The following is a 17102-nucleotide window of genomic DNA, read 5'->3' on the forward strand; positions in this document are numbered from 1 at the left end:
AGCCTTTTTATTTTAATACACTATATAGAATCGCGGAGACGCTTACAATTTTTCATGATTTTGTCCCCCGTTTGTTCCCTGAACGGATACAAGGGACAAAATTCTGTCCCTCATACAATTTAACAGTGATAAATAGGCAAATTTTATCAGTACCACTAAAACTTATCCAAATTACAGATAATATTCGAATAGAACTGAATTGTTTTTTTCAGCCAAAATAGATTCTGATAATCAAGCGATTTGTATATTTGAATATCAGTGATTTTTATAGGGTAATTTAAAGAATTCACTGAAAAATATTTGGAGTATTGCGAAATTATTCTGTATATTTACACCTCTTTTGAAAATTTACAATGCAACAAAATAGAATGAACATATTATCCCAAACGACAATTCGAGGCAACAAATGCTTCGAAGTTCAGTCGTATGTTCTTCATGTTTGGAGCATTGAAACGCCAGAAAATATCATAAATACTTTCCAACGAACAGATATAGGAGATAAGATGCGATAGATGCTCGTATCTTGATCTTAAAATAAACAACAGAATAGTTGGAGAGTCCTTACCGAACTTTCCAACTATTTTGTTTTATGCCCATTGGTGACTGTTTGCTCCGTGCAATTCCTCTCTCGTCATTTCCGTACAATGAGCACAAGAACAACCAATTTTAATTAACCGCACAGCAATGTGCACAAAAGAGAGCAAAATGAATTACAAGTTTGACGGAAGCAAGGTGTATTTTACATCGGACACGCACTTTTATCATTCGAATATCATTGACTTTTGCAAGAGGCCATTTAAGAATGTAGAAGATATGAATGAAACGCTGATCGAAAATTGGAACCGGGTAGTTGGTCAAGATGATATAGTGTTTCATCTGGGGGATTTTTGCCTGGGAGGATCCCATGAATGGACCAAGATTCTTAACAGACTGAATGGAAAAATCTATCTCATTCTCGGTAATCATGATCTAAAAAATATCAGGCAAGGGTACGCCAGCAGGTTTGAATTGACAAGCATGCAAATGCACATAGAGGTCGACAAGCAGAAAATCTACCTGAACCACTATCCGTTCCTCTGCTATGGAGGTGCTTACAGGAATATGTGGCAACTGTTCGGGCATGTGCATACGAGCAAGAATAATACGGGAAAAGACGCTTCACGGCTGGATATGCTCTTTCCGACGCAATATGATGTGGGAGTGGATAATAATGACTTTACTCCGGTCTCATTTGAGCTGGTAAAGAGGATAATCCAAAAACAGGTTGAACAAGCAAATAAAAATAAGTAATATGAGAATACAATATATGAGCGATCTGCATTTTGAGTTCAGGGAGAACAGCAGGTACATAAAACAAAACAGATTTCCGGTAACGGGCGATATACTCGTATTGGCCGGAGACATTTTCTATCTGAAAGACAGAGTGGCTCCTTTGGGGAATTTCTGGAAATGGGCATCTAAAAACTATAGGCAGGTTCTTATTGTTCCCGGGAACCATGAATATTACAATTATTGCGATGTGATGGAACGGGGATTACAATGGCGATGGATGTTCAAAGAGAATGTCGGTTATTATCAAAATCAAGTATTGAGAATAGACGATACCGATTTCATAATGAGCACACTTTGGTCGCATATCGAACCGGCAGACGAATATTTCGTTTGGAAAGGACTTAACGATTTCCGTCAGACCATGTACAAAGGGAAACTGCTCCAAACGGAAGCATATAATCAGATGCATGACTTCTGTTTAGGGCATATCAAAAAAAGTCTTGCCGAAAGTACGGCAGAACACATAGTGGTCGTGACTCACCACCTGCCTACTTTGCAGGTTGTTGCTCCTCAGCATCAAGGTTCCGTATTGAACAGTGCCTTTGCCAGTGAATACGGAGACCTGATCGCTAACAGCCGGATCAATGCTTGGATTTACGGACATTCGCATACCAATATCGACACAGAAATCGGGAGTACAAAAGTGATTTGCAACCAGATGGGATATACATTTGAAAACGAGCATGTAATCAATGGATTTGATCCGGGGAAATTTTTAACGATTGAAAACGAATGAGATATGGAACGACATAAGAAGACAATCTTTACCAGGCATCTTTTCATAGACTTGGCAAAAGAATGCGGATTGAATGCTGCGATATTCGAACAGCTCGGAAGCGGGCGCGATACAGAAATCGTGGTTGATAACGATACATTGAAGATGTTAGTTAAACTTCAGGAGCAATTTGCTCAACTGGAAGAGATGGGTGACAATGAATACAGAGGATTTTATATCGAATTGCCCCGCCCTACTCAGGAAGAATGGGGAGATTGCGAAGCGTCGATTGCAGACGGAGAATATGAGAGCACGGAAGAATACCTCCGGGATTGGGAATTGTCAAATCCCAGAGAAACGGTATGGTATCATGTCAGCTCCGCCAGGTACAGAGAAAATCGCACCATACAATTCACGGATAGGAAACACTCGTATTTTACTATTGCGAATTATTCTCGATATATAAACCGAGTAGGTAACAATTTTCCCAATGAATGGCAAAGGGATTTCTTGGCAAAGTTGACCTTATATTTTCATAAGCTAATCGATACTATCATACAAGATCCGGAGGAGTTCAATGATTATGTAGCGAATCATCTTCCTTACCAGCAGCGAGACGGGAAAATTGCGAGAAAGGAGTTCAACAGAATAGAACCGAGATTTAAAATTGAGGTCGAAGACGAGACGACGGCAATAAAAGCACTGGAGGATTCCGTCTGCAAGAATTTCGGGCGGCCGTTAGATACAATGACGATACGTTCGTATTGCAAATATTATCGGATCGCTCATGAAGCCTATGGCCGGTATTTTGAAAGGTTTGATACTACACGAAAGATACGTACCCTCCCGAATGGAGTGCCATTGGAATTACAGGATGTCGCATATTACAACATGGTTAAATTCTGTGATTTGCAGGATAAATACGCTCTCGACAGTGAGACGGATTTCAACAAATTCGCCTCGGACCATTATGGGGAACTGGGATTGTTGCGGTTGAATATACTCGCATCGGATTTTGACAGCCCCGGATGGAGAATCATTGTTTCCAACAGCTACTCGGCGTATGTGGATGTTGCGGTAGAAGTCGCCACTGCACTATACAAGTCTGGCGCTCCTTTGGAAATACACGACGCTGCCAAACTTTTACGAATACTCAAGGAGAAGGATCATGTGAAATTGATTCCGTACACATTTCACGACTACATGGGCCATCATGAAGAAGGAACCGTTTATCAACTTCCATGGGAATACGAATGTATGGATAGCGAGGAGAATGTTTTATCATTGAAACAATACCATGACATTATCTCTCTGGCAGAATGGGATGAAATAGAAAAAGTAAACATTGACAAAAACGGGATATAATCCCATAATTATTAGCAACATATTTGGCAGACAATGATACTCTGCCCAATATGTTATAATTAACTATATAATTAAAAACAAAAGGAATTAATTAAAAAGAAGCGTGTAAAAGAATGAAACTTGACTCAAATTTTATAGCATTCTGCAAGCAGAGCATCGCATTGGAACAACGAATGGCGAAACAGGCGGGAAAACGGTTGAATGAAGCGATGCGCAACAATATCCAAGATATTAATGTATTGGATCGGATTGCAGACCAGCTACTTGACACTATGTCAGGGCTATCAGGTGCGGGAGAACGAACTTATATGAAATATATCAAATACTTGGGAACGTTTAACCCTCAAGCTGCAAAAGAAACAAAAGATGCCTATGAAGATATCATGGGATATAAGATACATGTAGCATACGCAGCGGCACGATTGGCCAAAGAATTGCACAAAGGACAGGTAGATCAAGCAGGTAAAGATTACTTTGAAGAACATTTATCGACTGTCGGACGAAACGGTTTCGACTGGAAAGAAAAAACCGTGGGATTTCTGTTTAATGTAGCTGAAGATACAGGTCATACCGTAAAAGAGATCATTAGAAAACTGAAAGCGATACTGGATGACTGGGAGAAGAACAAGGAAAAACATGACTGGATTTATGAATTTGAAGATATCGTAGGATCCTTTCCGAACGAAAAATACCACAAATTAACAAAGCAAGAATGGGACGAGATTGAAGAAGCTCTCGATCTAATGGACTTCCGCACAACTACCAATCGTGAAACATATATCGAGCGTTTCCGCGGACATCGTTTGGCCATCAAAGTCAAATTGAATGACCTTCAGTACAATATGGATATTACCCGCATTCTACACCATACAGACAAAGACTTAGCGAGGATGGAAAGACATAAGAAAGAATATTATCTGTTATTAAAGATGCTGGCAGATTGAAGTTTTAAGACAATCAAAATTTAACTCAACTTAGTGGCATGAACCTACAAGAACAAAAGATGTAAGGTTTAACCGAGATGATGGAAATCATATATCTATCATGCCACATATGGTAAATCAAAGAAAAATGAGAAAAGATTACTTCTAAACGACTCAGAAGACTTGTAAAAACGCAAGTTTGACATATTATGTACATCTATTTTGGAAGTAACTAAGCTTTTGAATGGTAAGCTGTAATAGTCAAGACTTGTTCAGAAAGATGGCCTTTCACTTCAACGTTTCGCTTACTGCAATCAATCTCGCCAAGGGCACTTGCAAAAGAATGAAAATCAAATATTCGGTTTCTTCATGCAAGTCGGTAACACACAATGCCAATATGCTTGAACGGCGTGTTCGCCATTCAAGCAGACACGACATTAATTGACAAAATTTTCAAAGAACTACTTTTATTTACCGCAGAACCACTTAGACTTGGCTAATTTTTAACGAACTATTGAATATATTTTCAATACATTTTTGCGGAATTTTCTCTTGCTCTAGACGTAGGTTGTGAGACTTGATATGATTATACAGTGTGGCTTCCGCAGGGGTAAGATGGAGAGGCTTTGATACATTGCTTGGAGTGCCTTTGTCGCCTTCAAAATAGGTGTCAAAGGTAGCGCGATCCATCAGAAGGCTTTGCGTCTGGGGAAAATAACTGCGGAACTGCGAGAGAATTTCGAAGCCCTGTACATCAATGTCGCCCCAATAGTATAGGGAAGCGTGCCGCATGAATGGAACAGACTTGAGGATGCCAACGGTGAATCCATGCCCCCAAATCAGCAGACTTCCTGCCAACTTGGGAAAAGTCAGGAAGTTGACTTTATTCTCCACCACAAACACCTTCTGCACAGGCAACGATAACGCACAGAACTGACTCTGAGGCATCGTCAGATCGTCTACACCAGAAAAGTATTCACTCGCAATCGATGCTTCCAACACACGAATGCGCCCCCATGGCTCATCGTATCGCAATCCAAAGCGCTTTTCGAACTCCTTCTCATCCGAACAGACATGCTCTACAATGACAATATCCAGCAACTCACGAAGCACTCCCTTATTGCGCTCAATGAACTTGGTGTGCACCTCAATAGGCAATTCACGAATGTACAACTCAGGACAAGGATTCGCCACAAAATAGCGCAAAACTTTCAACAAATCAGGCCAAGAGGAAGCATTCTCGATCACCTTAAGTGGATAGCGTTCCACCCATGGACGAAGCTGCGGAAACTCATTAAACAACATCGCCACATCCTTGCGAAACTGTGACACTTCACCACCCTTCAGCAAGAAGCGCTCAACGTCCGATGCACTCCTGAACAACACACGCTCAGGCAGATCCTGTTCGCCCAATGCTTTCGTTTTCACTGTTTTCCACTCAATCGTGTAACCAAAGCCCTTCACCTCTTTCGATTGCGAACGGATGTCCGTCAGTTCGTGCTGATACTCATCCATCGATGCGCTCGCTTTCTTATCGCAAGGAATCACAATTGGTTCAAACTCAGAGCCAGCGACCACTGAACGCAAGTAATCCACATACTTGCGTTCTGTCTTCTTACGTATTTCTGCTGCCGTTATCATACCTCCATACTCCTTTCACGTTCTGCCTTAAACTCACTGATAGGCATATTATAGAGTACAGAACGGTCGCCCTTGCGCTCCACATAATGCACATACGAAATATCGTTCTCCACGATGTGGATGTTGTCACTCGGAGTCACCACGAGCAACTGCAGGTGGAGCTGTTTGCAGAGCGAAATCAGATAGCGAGCCTTGTCCTCGTCCTGTGCGCGAAAAGCCTCATCTATGGCAATGAAGCGGAACGAAGAGTCGAGTCCGTTCTTAGTCAAGCCAAACTGATAAGCGATAGCTGACCCCAGGATGGTATATGTCAATTGCGCCTTCTCGCCACCTGACAGCTGTCCCATAGCCTCGTAGGTGTTACGCTTCTGATCATCGTCTTGATAAAACTCCTCCGCCTTATATGTGTACCATCCACGCACATCCATCACCAACTTTCGCCATGATTCGTCTTGTAAACGAGACATCAGCGGTTCGATATGCTGTTCAAAATGAATCCTGCTGCCATCGATTGTCGAATTCATCTCATGGATGTTCGGGATTGCACTGCTCAGAAGGTCTTGGAACTCCTTCAAATCCACGTTCAATCGTTTGGCTGCGACCAACTGGATATACGTCTTTGGAGCATCCTTGAAATCGATGCCCACAAGATACGAATTCAATTGGTCGATGGTCTTGGTGATAGACTGGCGCCAGTTCTGGAAGAACATATTGAATGCACTGACCTTGTTGATGATATTCTCCTGTAAATACTTGTTGAAGCGCGATTCAAACCCAGGCAGATCTTCGTCCAGCAATCGTTGGTAATAGGTCTGATATTCGCCCACAAACTCCACGGCTTCGGGCAAACGGTTCACGTCCGAACGCCAATCGCGATACTTCGCGGTAATTTCCTCAGTGGGATTCTTGAAGCGATAAATCAGGTTCTTCAAATCGCCACTCTTGCTACCCTTCGTCTCACGTTGTTTCCGCAAAGCGGAATTGATGTCACTCTGTAACGTGTCACGCATTTTGTCCAAACCCACCAATGCCACATTCAGTAAATCTGTGTGTTGCGACTCAAAAGCATCGGTATCAACAACGCCTATTTGAGCCAAAGCCAAAGCACAATCATTGCTCTGTTTCTTGAGTATATTCTCACGATTTTCCAATAATGCTTTGTTACCGATAGCTTCATTAAACTTCTCCTCAAGTGCACCAAGTTCCTTTCTCACCCTCTCCAATTGCCCCTGCAACATCTTCACCTTATCATTGGTCTCCTCCAGTTGTCGCTTCTGTTCTTCCTTTTGCTGAATGACGAGTGCACACGACCACCAGTCGATATCATCAAATTTATCGTATTTATCAAACAGCTTCGAGTAGGTTTCTCGCTTCTCCTGAGCATTCTTTGTATCTGCCTCTATACGACGGACTTTGGTTGCCACCTCCTTTTCATCCTGCTGCAACTGGCGTACTTCCGCCTGCAGCATGGCAATCTTCTCCTTATTGTCCCAGCCCAACACATAGTGTTCCTTGCCTCGTGTCTCTGGTCGGTCGTCTTTCTCATGCTTACCACCTCTCGCTTTTATCAGTCCCTCTTTCGTTACTGCTTTCTCTTGCAGATAGTTGAAGTCCGCAAGCGAATCAACACAACTATAGTTGAACTCAGCAAATAACCTATCCTCAAGCCAATCCAAATACAAGCACTTTGACTTGTATTCAACCTTACGGAGCAACGAATCCACCTTCAATGTCCTATCCTCAAACTCACGAAGAGGCTCTGTGCCCTCGTATCGCTGATACACGATGCGTCCTCGCAGATTATGACCATTCACATACTCATTCACCTGCTTGTAATACTTCTCTGGCACCACCAATCTCAAGGCAAAATTGTGCAGAATACGCTCGATGGCATACTCCCAATCGCACTCAATATCCTTCACACGTATCAGTTCACCGATGAATGGAATCTCTTCGGCGGTTGCACCAACAGCCTCCAGTATCTCATCACGAATCTCAGCCACACGACCAGAGATATTGTTCTTATGCTGCTGCAGATAGCGTATAGTATCCACTCGCTCTGATATCGTGCAGTTGATTTCATCCTGACGGTTTTGTGCCTGACGCTTCTCTTCCATGAGTTGCCTGTCAATCTTTACCTGCAGAGCATCTTTCTCGTGTTTGGCGGTCGCACGATTGGCATCGAATACCTCTGCATCAGGACTTTGTGTCAGCTCCACCGTCTTTGCTAGCTTATCGTATTCTTCGGCTTTGGCCTTGCGGTTATCACGCATCTTCACCTTCTGATTGATTTCCTTCTCAATCTCACGTATCTGCTGACCCACCTCGTCCTTCTCAATAGCCACCGACAAGCGCGTCTGCTCTTGTTCCAGCTCACTCTTCTTCACCTTTAACGCCTTCAACTCATCTTCCAGTTTTCTCAAGTTGCTCTTGCAGCGCGCCAACTCCTCGTTGCACAAATCCACCGTTCGCGCAGCAAACCAATAGGCCACCACACTCTTCTCTTGCTCCAATTCAGCTATGCGCGTGTCTATCGCCATCAGTTCCTTTGCCAATGTATTGATAGGTTCCAGTTGGGCAATCTGCTCCTTCACCTTATCGATATTGGTTTTCGCCTCCATCAGATTTTGGAAGTTGTCCTTTAGTTCCTGGTACTTTTCCTCAGCCGGCACTTCCTCGAGCATATTCGTACGGATGAAACTGTCTAGATCGTCCAACACTTTCACGCCCACTATTTGATTGAAGAGTGTAAGCGCCTTGTCCGAACGCATTCCGAAGAGGGCTATCATCTTCTCGCCATACGCAACCGGGCCGTCAAAAAACTCTATCTTGCGTCTTGTGTCATTCGTATTGTATTTCTTCGTCAGTCGCTTGCGCCAGTCGCCATGCAGGTCAAACTCCGAAAAGTCGCGCTTTATAGTCAGCGGTTCGCGAGCTATACCAAACAACACCTTCAGTTCCTCGCCAGTGTAGTAGCGCACCTGAAACAGCGTCACCACACGTTTGTCCACATTGCAGAACGATGCAAGAAGTACCGAACGTGCCCCTTTGTCTCGCAATCTAAGCGTGGTAGTGCTCGCTGCACCCTCCTGCTGCTGATTGCCATAGTTGCCAAAGAAGTACGACTCCTCTGTACGGTTGCCCTTCTTCTCCACACCCGATGATTGGTTGTAGAATCGTTGGCGCTTCAGTGGCACTAGCAGCGTGAGCAGAGCATCTACCAGCGTACTCTTGCCCGATGCGTTGGCACCGGTCAGCAGCGAGTTATTGCCCTGCGTATTCATGCAGTACACCTTTTGGTCGAATGTACCCCAGTTCCACACTTCCAAATAGTCAAGCTTGAAGCCTGCCACTTCCGGACTGGTATTAAAGAGATTCATCTGCTGCATCATAGTCGTTCAGTTTGTTTTTGAATTCCAATAGATCGTCCAGTGTCACCTTCTCCTTGATGATGCGATGTATTTTATAGCGTTTCTCGCCCTCAGCATGCTTTGCTTCCACAAGGAAACCAAAGCTGACGATGCTGTCGATATAGCGGTCAAGGTCTTTCTCAAACTTGGCACGATTGAAGGTGGTGGGCAGGAACAGTTCCGCCTCTTCCTTTATTTCAGTGGCGGTTACATACTTATACGAAGCCTGCGACTCTGTTGGATTGCTGTCGAAGTCTTCGAGTATCTGCCTCAACACGATGAGTATCACCGACACCTCAAAACCATACAACCTTCTCGACGTCATGTTCAACGTTTTGTCATCGTCCAATTTCAGTTGCTTGACAAAGGCAAAACCCTCATCCTTTTTCACGATGAGTTCCAGCCCCATCACGCTGATATAGTCCAGTATCTCGCTCTGGTAGTCGAGTACATCATTCCACACTACATCGTCTTTCTCTACGATGCCTTTCAGAAGTTTCACCACAGCCCTGCTGTATGGTTGTATATTTGTTGCGTTCATCGTGTTATTATGATTTCGGGAATTGATATCGTTTTGTTTTCTGCAAAAACAATATATTGCTGGCGCTCTTCGTTTACCACAGTCTTATATTCCTTCAGCACGCCAATGTATCCAAACACTTCCGACAGACCTTTCTCCACACCCTCGTTCCGTTCTATCACCTCTGCTAGTGTCGTCTGCTGTCTGTCGTACAGCACCTTGTTAATGCGGTCTCTCAGCACCAAACGATCGATGTGATACGGATTGTAGAGTTTGCCTATGCGCTCCAAGTCGTCCAGACTCAGTTCAGCCATATCAGGCTTATCCTTATACACAGTCTCTTTTATAGGAGCCAGAGTCAGAGGGCGCTCGACTGGCAGATTGATATCGATAGTTTCATATTCAAGCGAAGCTTCTGGTTTCTCTTTCTGTTTGGTGGCTTCGATGAGCAGTTTCTTTATATCATTAATCACCTGCTTTGTCACCTCTGCATTCATCTGTCCGTTCTGGCGAATGATGCGACTCAGTTTCTCGCTCATGCGATCGTTGGTTTTCGCCACCTTCTCGCCTGCGTCAAACAGATGCTTTTTCATTTCCCTGAGAAACATGTCATGCGCATCAATGCCTCTATTCTCCAGTGTTTCATAGAGTGCACCAGTCAACTCGTCCCATTCTTTCTGCAGATCGGCCGAGAGCAGGAATTCCCAGAATGCATAGAAACTCTTGCCTTGTTGCGATTGTTTCAGTTCGCCATACGCATCAAAGATGTAGTTCAGCAATACTTTCTTCTCCGCATTGTCTGTCTGGCGCTCATATATCTCTTTGATAATCCCCTTGAAGTTGTCATCCACCTCCTTGAAATCGCTAAGCAGCTCCTTAGCCAGTTTATTCAAGCTATTGTATCGTGGTTCTATCTGGTAGTCCTCATACACCTCGACCTCTTCGCCCATCTCCAGTCGCTGAATCTGATGCTCTATCTCCATTTTTTTGGCTCGGAGCAGTTCCAGTCGCTTCTCGCGGTCCTCGTTCGAGTATTCCACCAATTCCTTCAGTTGGGCAAACAGCGTCTTGAACTTCGATTCCGTACCGATGTAATCCTCTTTTTTCAAGCTCACCACCCAATCCATCAGTTTGCTTGTGTGCGACGAAATCTCGTATATCACCTCTCCCTCTTCGTTCTGATAGTTGGTCAAGAATCCCTTGTCTGTCCAGTCTTTGATGAGTCGTTTTGCTTTCTGTTCGTTCGACTCCCCTAGTCTTGTCATTTCAAGATTATCCTCCACCAACGCATTTTCCTGCTCATCCAGTCGGTTCTCCAGTAGCATGTGCAAGCGTTCCTGCATTATAGCCGACTGTCCCTCAAACGCCTCAATGACAAAAGACAAGAAGAAATCCACACTTCTTGATTTTATGAGTCGTACGCTTGGTGACTCTCGTAATATTTGTGTTATTTCTTCTACTTGCATATCCATCAGTATATTTCTTATATGTTATTGTCACATCTTTGAAGGATAAACGAGCACCTCCTCTTCCCCTACTTCTAGCACCTTTGCTATCTGAAATAGAGTCTCGAGGCTGGATTATGCTGCATTCGTGCACCATTTTAATACTGTAGCAGGATCTAAGGTAATTGTTCTACAAGCCACTTGTTTGTGCGCTTCTTCTCTGCCAACATTCCTTTGATGCGATTTATGTCCTTATCCATGACTATGCATTACATATTATTTAGGGCAAAATATTAGGTGACTATATACTATCTTACAGCAAAATCCTCTATACACGATTATACGATTTATAGAAGGTTTATATTTTCTATATCCTACCGCTTAACAAGGATTCACACTTTAAGGCAATATATAGTTACCATATTTTATATGTTTCTCAATTGTGTGGCAAAATTACAAAATATTACTGAAAAACGAAAAGTTCAGTGATAAAAAGAAAAGATCATGCGCTAAATTCTATGACTTCATTCTTCAGCCTTCTCTATTTACAAGCTTTATTTATTATGTGTTTAACAGCAAGCCTTCCTCAACTACCGAAAAATCTGTATAGACATATTTGATTAGGAGGAAACGCCAGCATTAGGAAAACTTCTTCATAAACCTTACCACTTCCGATATCGTACAAAAGTCAAACTTACCGGTTCTTATCATATAGGATTGCAGAAATATAAATATAGCGTGCCTTATTTAGTATGTAGACTAGTAAAGTACATACGAAGTACTACAAATATTGAATATCTCATTGACAGATAAAACTCATCTGAGAGACCTCTTTGATAAAACTAAATTTCAAAATGACAAAGAACGATTCGGACCAAATAGGCCAAGTTCATTTAAATTTTAATTCGGACCAATTTTAATGGGACACTAGTGATCCTAAAACTTAAAACATATATACCAAACCCTTATTTTTCTAATTTAAATTGAGCCTCTTTCTCTTTAATAAGCAATAAAGAAATATCAAATAAGGCCTTTATAGTACTATTTAATTCAAGCGAAAAATCTTTAATCGAAGTGGTCATCTTATCAACATCATCATAGTATGAAATAATTTTTTTATCTAATCGTTCCAGTTCCATGTTAACATCCTTAATCTCTTGCAGAAATAACTTTCTCTTTTCTATATCTACCGCTTGTTTACTTAATTCCAATAAGATATTTTTTCGATGCATATTATTCTCTTTTATTTGAATATCATATCTGTTTTGATTAACACGTTCTATAAAAGAGAGTTCTTGATCCAATAAATCCGATAGTCCAATACGTGCTTTAATCCAGCATTCTTCATAAGTCTTTTCTAAATTTGTTTTCTGGCGTTGTACATCAACTTCAAACACATATCTATACTGCAAATCTGTTGCATAGATTCGACCTTTAATTTGACATATTTCTGATTTAGATAATGATATATTCTGATGGTCAAGACCAACAGTAATTCCCATAACATCTACTATATTAAGTAAAGCCAAATTATTTTTTAGACAGTTATTATAATCATCCAACTTTTTAATATTTTGTTGACGAATTAACAGTTTTTCTTGTTGTAGAATAGCTTTCTCACTATTTCTATTACTATAAATAATAGCAAGATAACCTACTACAACAGCAAAAATTCCACTACTATAACTTCCCCAAAAATTTAACCAAGAATCATTCGAAAGGCTTGTTTTAATAACATTACCATATGTCAACATCGTATTAATGATAAATGCGATAGCAATTCCACTAATTATGATTCCCAAAACAACATATAAATCTTTTTTCATCAATTCATATTTATTGCAACGATTCACTAACTTTTTTAATCGCCTTATAAATCTCGCTATAAGAATCTCTACCTTTATATTTTTCGGCCAATTCACATGCTTTATCCATTTTTGAGCCTACAAGCATTTCTTTAACCCATTTATCCTTCTCAAGGTATTTCCGAGTTTTATCATATGTTGGCAGATATTGCTTTAATGCTCTTTCTGTTGCTGCTGAATCTTGGAAATGTCGACATGTATCTTCAAAATGTAGTAAAAACCAATATTCTATTGACTGTAAGCTATCACAAAGAATCACATTAGCATTATTTTCATATTTCTTTTTGAACGATACCATTTTCTTATTCTCTGCATCAGAACGCCTGCTAACATCAGCATCAAAAACACATATTACAAAGACATCTTCATCCAGAAGTTCCTTTATTTTCTTTTCTATTTTCTCAATACTATTGTTTTCAAATAAACGAGGAGAAATAGAGTATCTATAACCAAGTATTTTTTTCAAATGACTGAAATAGAATAATTCAGTCAAACCCTCACCGACGATATGAATAACCTGTCTGGTCACTGTATTTTTTCTTGCTTTTCTCATAAAAATACACGATTATAGATTAGGAACTGCACCGAATTTACCGAACTTATATGCCTTTTGAAGAGAACTGATCCTATTCAATCCCTTGAAATCTGTCAGAGGATACAGTACACTTGAACCATCCAGATTCTTTTCAGTAAACCAAACATTATCTTTTCTAAGCAAATCTTCCTCTCCTAACAGTCCATCATAATGCGTAGTGAGCAACAACTGTGCCTGTTCTGATTCTTTTAGAAAACGTTCAATGATGTATTCTATCAATTTCGGATGAAGAGAAGATTCAATCTCGTCAACTGCGAGAAAAGCATCTCTTTCAAGAATCTTTTGTACTTGAGCAGCCAAGCCAAATGTACGAATAGTACCGTCCGATTCAAACAGTTCCGGAAACTCATAATAATCATTGTTACCATAATCAGATGAAACTTTATGCTGATACATAGTATAATTAATCGGCCCCTTATGCGTTTCCTGTTCTTTGGAAGTAATATTTGAAATATTAAAATCTGCTTCCTGCAGATATCTCAAAATATAATCTTTTGCTGACTCATTCTTGATTGATTCTTCGGCATAACGACTTAAAGATGATGCAGGTACAATAGCCGGCATAACCTGATTGGTTAGATACTGAAGAACCGTCTCTAGTTCTACAATATGTGTATTCACCTGCATATAGGCAGCAAAAACTGACATATTATGCAAACACTTCAATGTTATTTCCTCTTTGACAGCTTGCGACATCTTGATTTTCTGTCCAAATTTAATAACAGATACGTTATTCTCAGTATTTCTTTCAAATATAGTAGCAGGCTGTTGACTTGGATAATAAATTAAACTTTCCTTTGCTACGTGCCATCTATCTAAAGCTACTGAATAGACATAACAAACAGCTTTCTCCTCATTCTTCAAATAGAACGAAATCGAATATTCAGATAACTGCTTTGAACTTGTTTTATTCAGGAGAAACGGGACTACTTGAATTTGTTCTGCCTTATTAAGTGGAGTATAAGTAATGAATGACTTGATAAAATCACAAACCTTAATAATATTACTCTTACCCGAAGCATTTGCTCCATAAATAACAGCCACTTTCAATAGTCTCACACCCCCACCCAATTCAACAACATGATATGATTCCATATCCTTACTTCTATCAGCTTCAAAACTTAATATAGCCTCGTCTCTAAATGAGAACATGTTCTTAAATCTAATTTCTGCTATCATACAATTTGTTTTTCCACAAATATATAACTAAATATCCATATCCACAAATAAGATTAATCTATTTGCATCATTTCTACAAATATCACAAACTAATACCTATTCTATTATTTTTTTATAACCTTAGGCAATATCAATCATTTAAAAATCTTGGATCACAACAAGGAAAAGGTAAGTATACCTACAGAAGAAACCATGAAGATAACTATCTATGTACAGAAGCAGAAATAAGACGTATGTTTGCTGATGCTAATCACCACAGAGATTCTAATGTAAGGTGGACACACCGTATCTATGGGAAGCAAACCTCTATCATTTCTATATAAAAGTATATAATAGATTGATACAGGTTTTACCACATCCTATTATGATAAAAGATGGTATACAACAAGAAGAAACACCTGCTCATGATGCTATACGAGAAGCACTAATAAATTGTATAATTCGGCACTATAGAATATTTTGTGTAAATGGAAAATACGGGATTCAAATTATGAACCAATTTATGCTTATATTTGAAAACAGAATCCAGATATAAGAGAACTTACAAGTGAATCCTGTTTCCATTTACACAAAATTCCAGACAGTGTCTATTTCCGTGATAAAAGTGGGTATCAGATGTAAAGAACACCTTGCTGCCATCAAATTTATAATTTATTTCTTCTCAATTTATGTGCATCACTGCACGTTAATAATCAAGTTATCAATCACCCATCAAACGGAAATGACAGAGAAGTATCACAAAAGTAACTGCCATAAATGGGTATAAAACAAAATAGTTGAAAAGTTTGCTAAAGACTCTCCAGCCATTCAGTCTCTATTCTAGATCAAAGTATAGTAAAATGTACTTTATTATGTTCGCTGGAAAGTATTTACAATACGAGATTCAATACCGGAGACATGAACATTCAACACACATTCCGAGCGTTTATTACCCTAAATTGTGGTGATTGATAGTATGCCCATCCAAATTCTCTGCATTGTTAGTTTTATGTTATTTCAAAATCAGTGCAAAATTAGTAAATAAACTCCACATAACGCATAACAAAACAAGAAACTGAGTCTATATGAATATAGATATTATATCAGTGAAGATATAATTTAGCAGGGTTCATTACTATAAACTATGTAACTCAAGAAGGATGTTCTTACTCTTCCTTTTCAAATTCTTCCGAAGCATTTGCTATCAACGCCTTTCCTATTTCCATCTGTATGAATTTAGGCAATCGAAACAATTTTGCCATAAGCTGGTTATAAGTGAACTCGACTTTGGTATACAGTATAGATTTCTTCTTTAATGTGCACATCGATTTTCTCAACAACCTCAGAGTCTTCCATAAAGTCAAAAAAATCCGGTTCTTCAAACCAATTTATCATGTCATCCTCATTGATTCTAAGACGAATATAATCGCCACAACCATCTACCTCTGGAATTAAACTGTTAGGAACATAATCTGCAATTTTACATATTGTCTTTTTGTCTTTGTCAAGTAAGAAATAGGTCCCACTATCACATACCTTGGCTTGCAAATACAAACTGCCATATTCGGGCTTCGAATTCAGAAGTTTATGAGTTTTCAAATTGATCATTCCTGACCATACCCTTTAGAAACCAATGGATACTCGTTTTCATATAGTTCACCCATCCATGTATCAGTATAACTACACATTTCCTCATTGTATGGAAAGTAGATCATAAGGCTCCGCTTATCTAAATCTTTTGATTAGGAGTGCTAAAAAATCAAATCCCTGCGATAACCACCAAATTATTACAAGGATTTTTCATATTTTTCAGTCTATTGTCGGAAATCTTTGTGGACGTAAAATCGACTTTTGCGGCCCTAATCAAATAAGCTAATAAACAGACAGTTGAAATCTTACGGCCCTAAAATTGATTCTTGCGGCCCTAGACAATCGATGGAAAATCCGGTGCTTTTACACAACGGGTATATTTGCCTGCACCATCTTTCTGTATAATCCCTGCATTTTCCATCTTTGAAATCAAGCCTCTAATTTGTTTTTCGGACAACATGTCTTGAAATACCTTTTTGAGAAGAGAACGATTTATATAACCATTTTTATAAAAACAGTCTGAAACCAACTTAAGGTGAGTCA

The 17102-nt window shown here is 40.0% G+C and carries 12 protein-coding genes and 4 pseudogenes; 5 read left to right on the forward strand and 11 right to left on the reverse strand.

Annotated features, from left to right (window positions below):
- The first annotated feature begins 705 nt into the window (after nt 1-705).
- The 4 genes from DXB58_RS26615 to DXB58_RS26630 all read left to right on the forward strand — a co-directional run bounded on the left by DXB58_RS26615 (nt 706) and on the right by DXB58_RS26630 (nt 4356).
- A complete protein-coding gene (locus DXB58_RS26615) occupies nt 706-1290 on the forward strand; it encodes a metallophosphoesterase (RefSeq protein ID WP_032496686.1) in 585 nt (194 codons plus the stop codon).
- A gap of 1 nt (nt 1291) precedes the next feature.
- Nucleotides 1292-2068, forward strand: a complete 777-nt coding sequence (locus tag DXB58_RS26620; RefSeq protein ID WP_007855912.1) for a metallophosphoesterase — start codon at nt 1292-1294, stop codon at nt 2066-2068.
- A gap of 3 nt (nt 2069-2071) precedes the next feature.
- Entirely contained in the window at nt 2072-3412 is a 1341-nt protein-coding gene (locus DXB58_RS26625; protein ID WP_008674701.1) for a hypothetical protein, read from the forward strand.
- Nucleotides 3413-3525: 113 nt separating this feature from the next.
- Nucleotides 3526-4356, forward strand: coding sequence for a hypothetical protein (locus DXB58_RS26630; protein WP_070752647.1), 831 nt, complete (start codon nt 3526-3528; stop codon nt 4354-4356).
- A 465-nt stretch (nt 4357-4821) separates the two neighbouring features.
- Here DXB58_RS26630 and DXB58_RS26635 read toward each other — a convergent pair whose 3' ends face one another.
- From DXB58_RS26635 to DXB58_RS28290, 5 genes and pseudogenes are all read right to left on the reverse strand, one after another.
- Nucleotides 4822-5976 (reverse strand): Wadjet anti-phage system protein JetD domain-containing protein, encoded by a 1155-nt coding sequence (locus DXB58_RS26635; protein ID WP_122138795.1) that lies wholly within the window; start codon nt 5974-5976, stop codon nt 4822-4824.
- Nucleotides 5973-9368 carry an ATP-binding protein gene (locus tag DXB58_RS26640; protein ID WP_009291744.1) on the reverse strand — a complete coding sequence of 1132 codons (3396 nt, stop codon included), beginning with the start codon at nt 9366-9368 and terminating at the stop codon, nt 5973-5975. The genes DXB58_RS26635 and DXB58_RS26640 overlap by 4 nt, the downstream gene beginning before the upstream one ends.
- Nucleotides 9343-9927 carry a DUF4194 domain-containing protein gene (locus DXB58_RS26645; protein WP_007855929.1) on the reverse strand — a complete coding sequence of 195 codons (585 nt, stop codon included), beginning with the start codon at nt 9925-9927 and terminating at the stop codon, nt 9343-9345. Before DXB58_RS26645 ends, DXB58_RS26640 begins: the two co-directional genes overlap by 26 nt.
- Nucleotides 9924-11378, reverse strand: a complete 1455-nt coding sequence (locus DXB58_RS26650; protein ID WP_007855930.1) for a DUF3375 domain-containing protein — start codon at nt 11376-11378, stop codon at nt 9924-9926. The genes DXB58_RS26645 and DXB58_RS26650 overlap by 4 nt, the downstream gene beginning before the upstream one ends.
- Before the next feature lie 24 nt (nt 11379-11402).
- Nucleotides 11403-11611 (reverse strand): annotated as a pseudogene (locus DXB58_RS28290) (helix-turn-helix domain-containing protein).
- Nucleotides 11612-12117: 506 nt separating this feature from the next.
- Here DXB58_RS28290 and DXB58_RS26660 point away from each other — a divergent pair.
- A pseudogene (locus DXB58_RS26660) lies at nt 12118-12255 on the forward strand (IS4 family transposase); the annotation flags it as partial.
- Nucleotides 12256-12316: 61 nt separating this feature from the next.
- Here DXB58_RS26660 and DXB58_RS26665 read toward each other — a convergent pair.
- The 6 genes and pseudogenes from DXB58_RS26665 to DXB58_RS28300 all read right to left on the reverse strand — a co-directional run.
- Nucleotides 12317-13177 carry a hypothetical protein gene (locus DXB58_RS26665; RefSeq protein WP_008674698.1) on the reverse strand — a complete coding sequence of 287 codons (861 nt, stop codon included), beginning with the start codon at nt 13175-13177 and terminating at the stop codon, nt 12317-12319.
- A gap of 10 nt (nt 13178-13187) precedes the next feature.
- Nucleotides 13188-13769, reverse strand: a complete 582-nt coding sequence (locus DXB58_RS26670) for an RloB family protein (protein WP_007855932.1) — start codon at nt 13767-13769, stop codon at nt 13188-13190.
- Between the two features lie 12 nt (nt 13770-13781).
- Nucleotides 13782-14990, reverse strand: a complete 1209-nt coding sequence (locus DXB58_RS26675; RefSeq protein WP_008622603.1) for an ATP/GTP-binding protein — start codon at nt 14988-14990, stop codon at nt 13782-13784.
- 568 nt (nt 14991-15558) lie between these two features.
- Nucleotides 15559-15645 (reverse strand): annotated as a pseudogene (locus DXB58_RS28500) (metallophosphatase); the annotation flags it as partial.
- A gap of 593 nt (nt 15646-16238) precedes the next feature.
- On the reverse strand, nt 16239-16577 hold the full coding sequence (locus DXB58_RS28295) for a hypothetical protein (protein ID WP_007855935.1): 339 nt from the start codon (nt 16575-16577) through the stop codon (nt 16239-16241).
- 316 nt (nt 16578-16893) lie between these two features.
- Nucleotides 16894-17102 (reverse strand): annotated as a pseudogene (locus DXB58_RS28300) (hypothetical protein); the annotation flags it as partial.

This window comes from Bacteroides sp. OM05-10AA (assembly GCF_003439055.1).
Lineage (GTDB): Bacteria > Bacteroidota > Bacteroidia > Bacteroidales > Bacteroidaceae > Bacteroides > Bacteroides intestinigallinarum.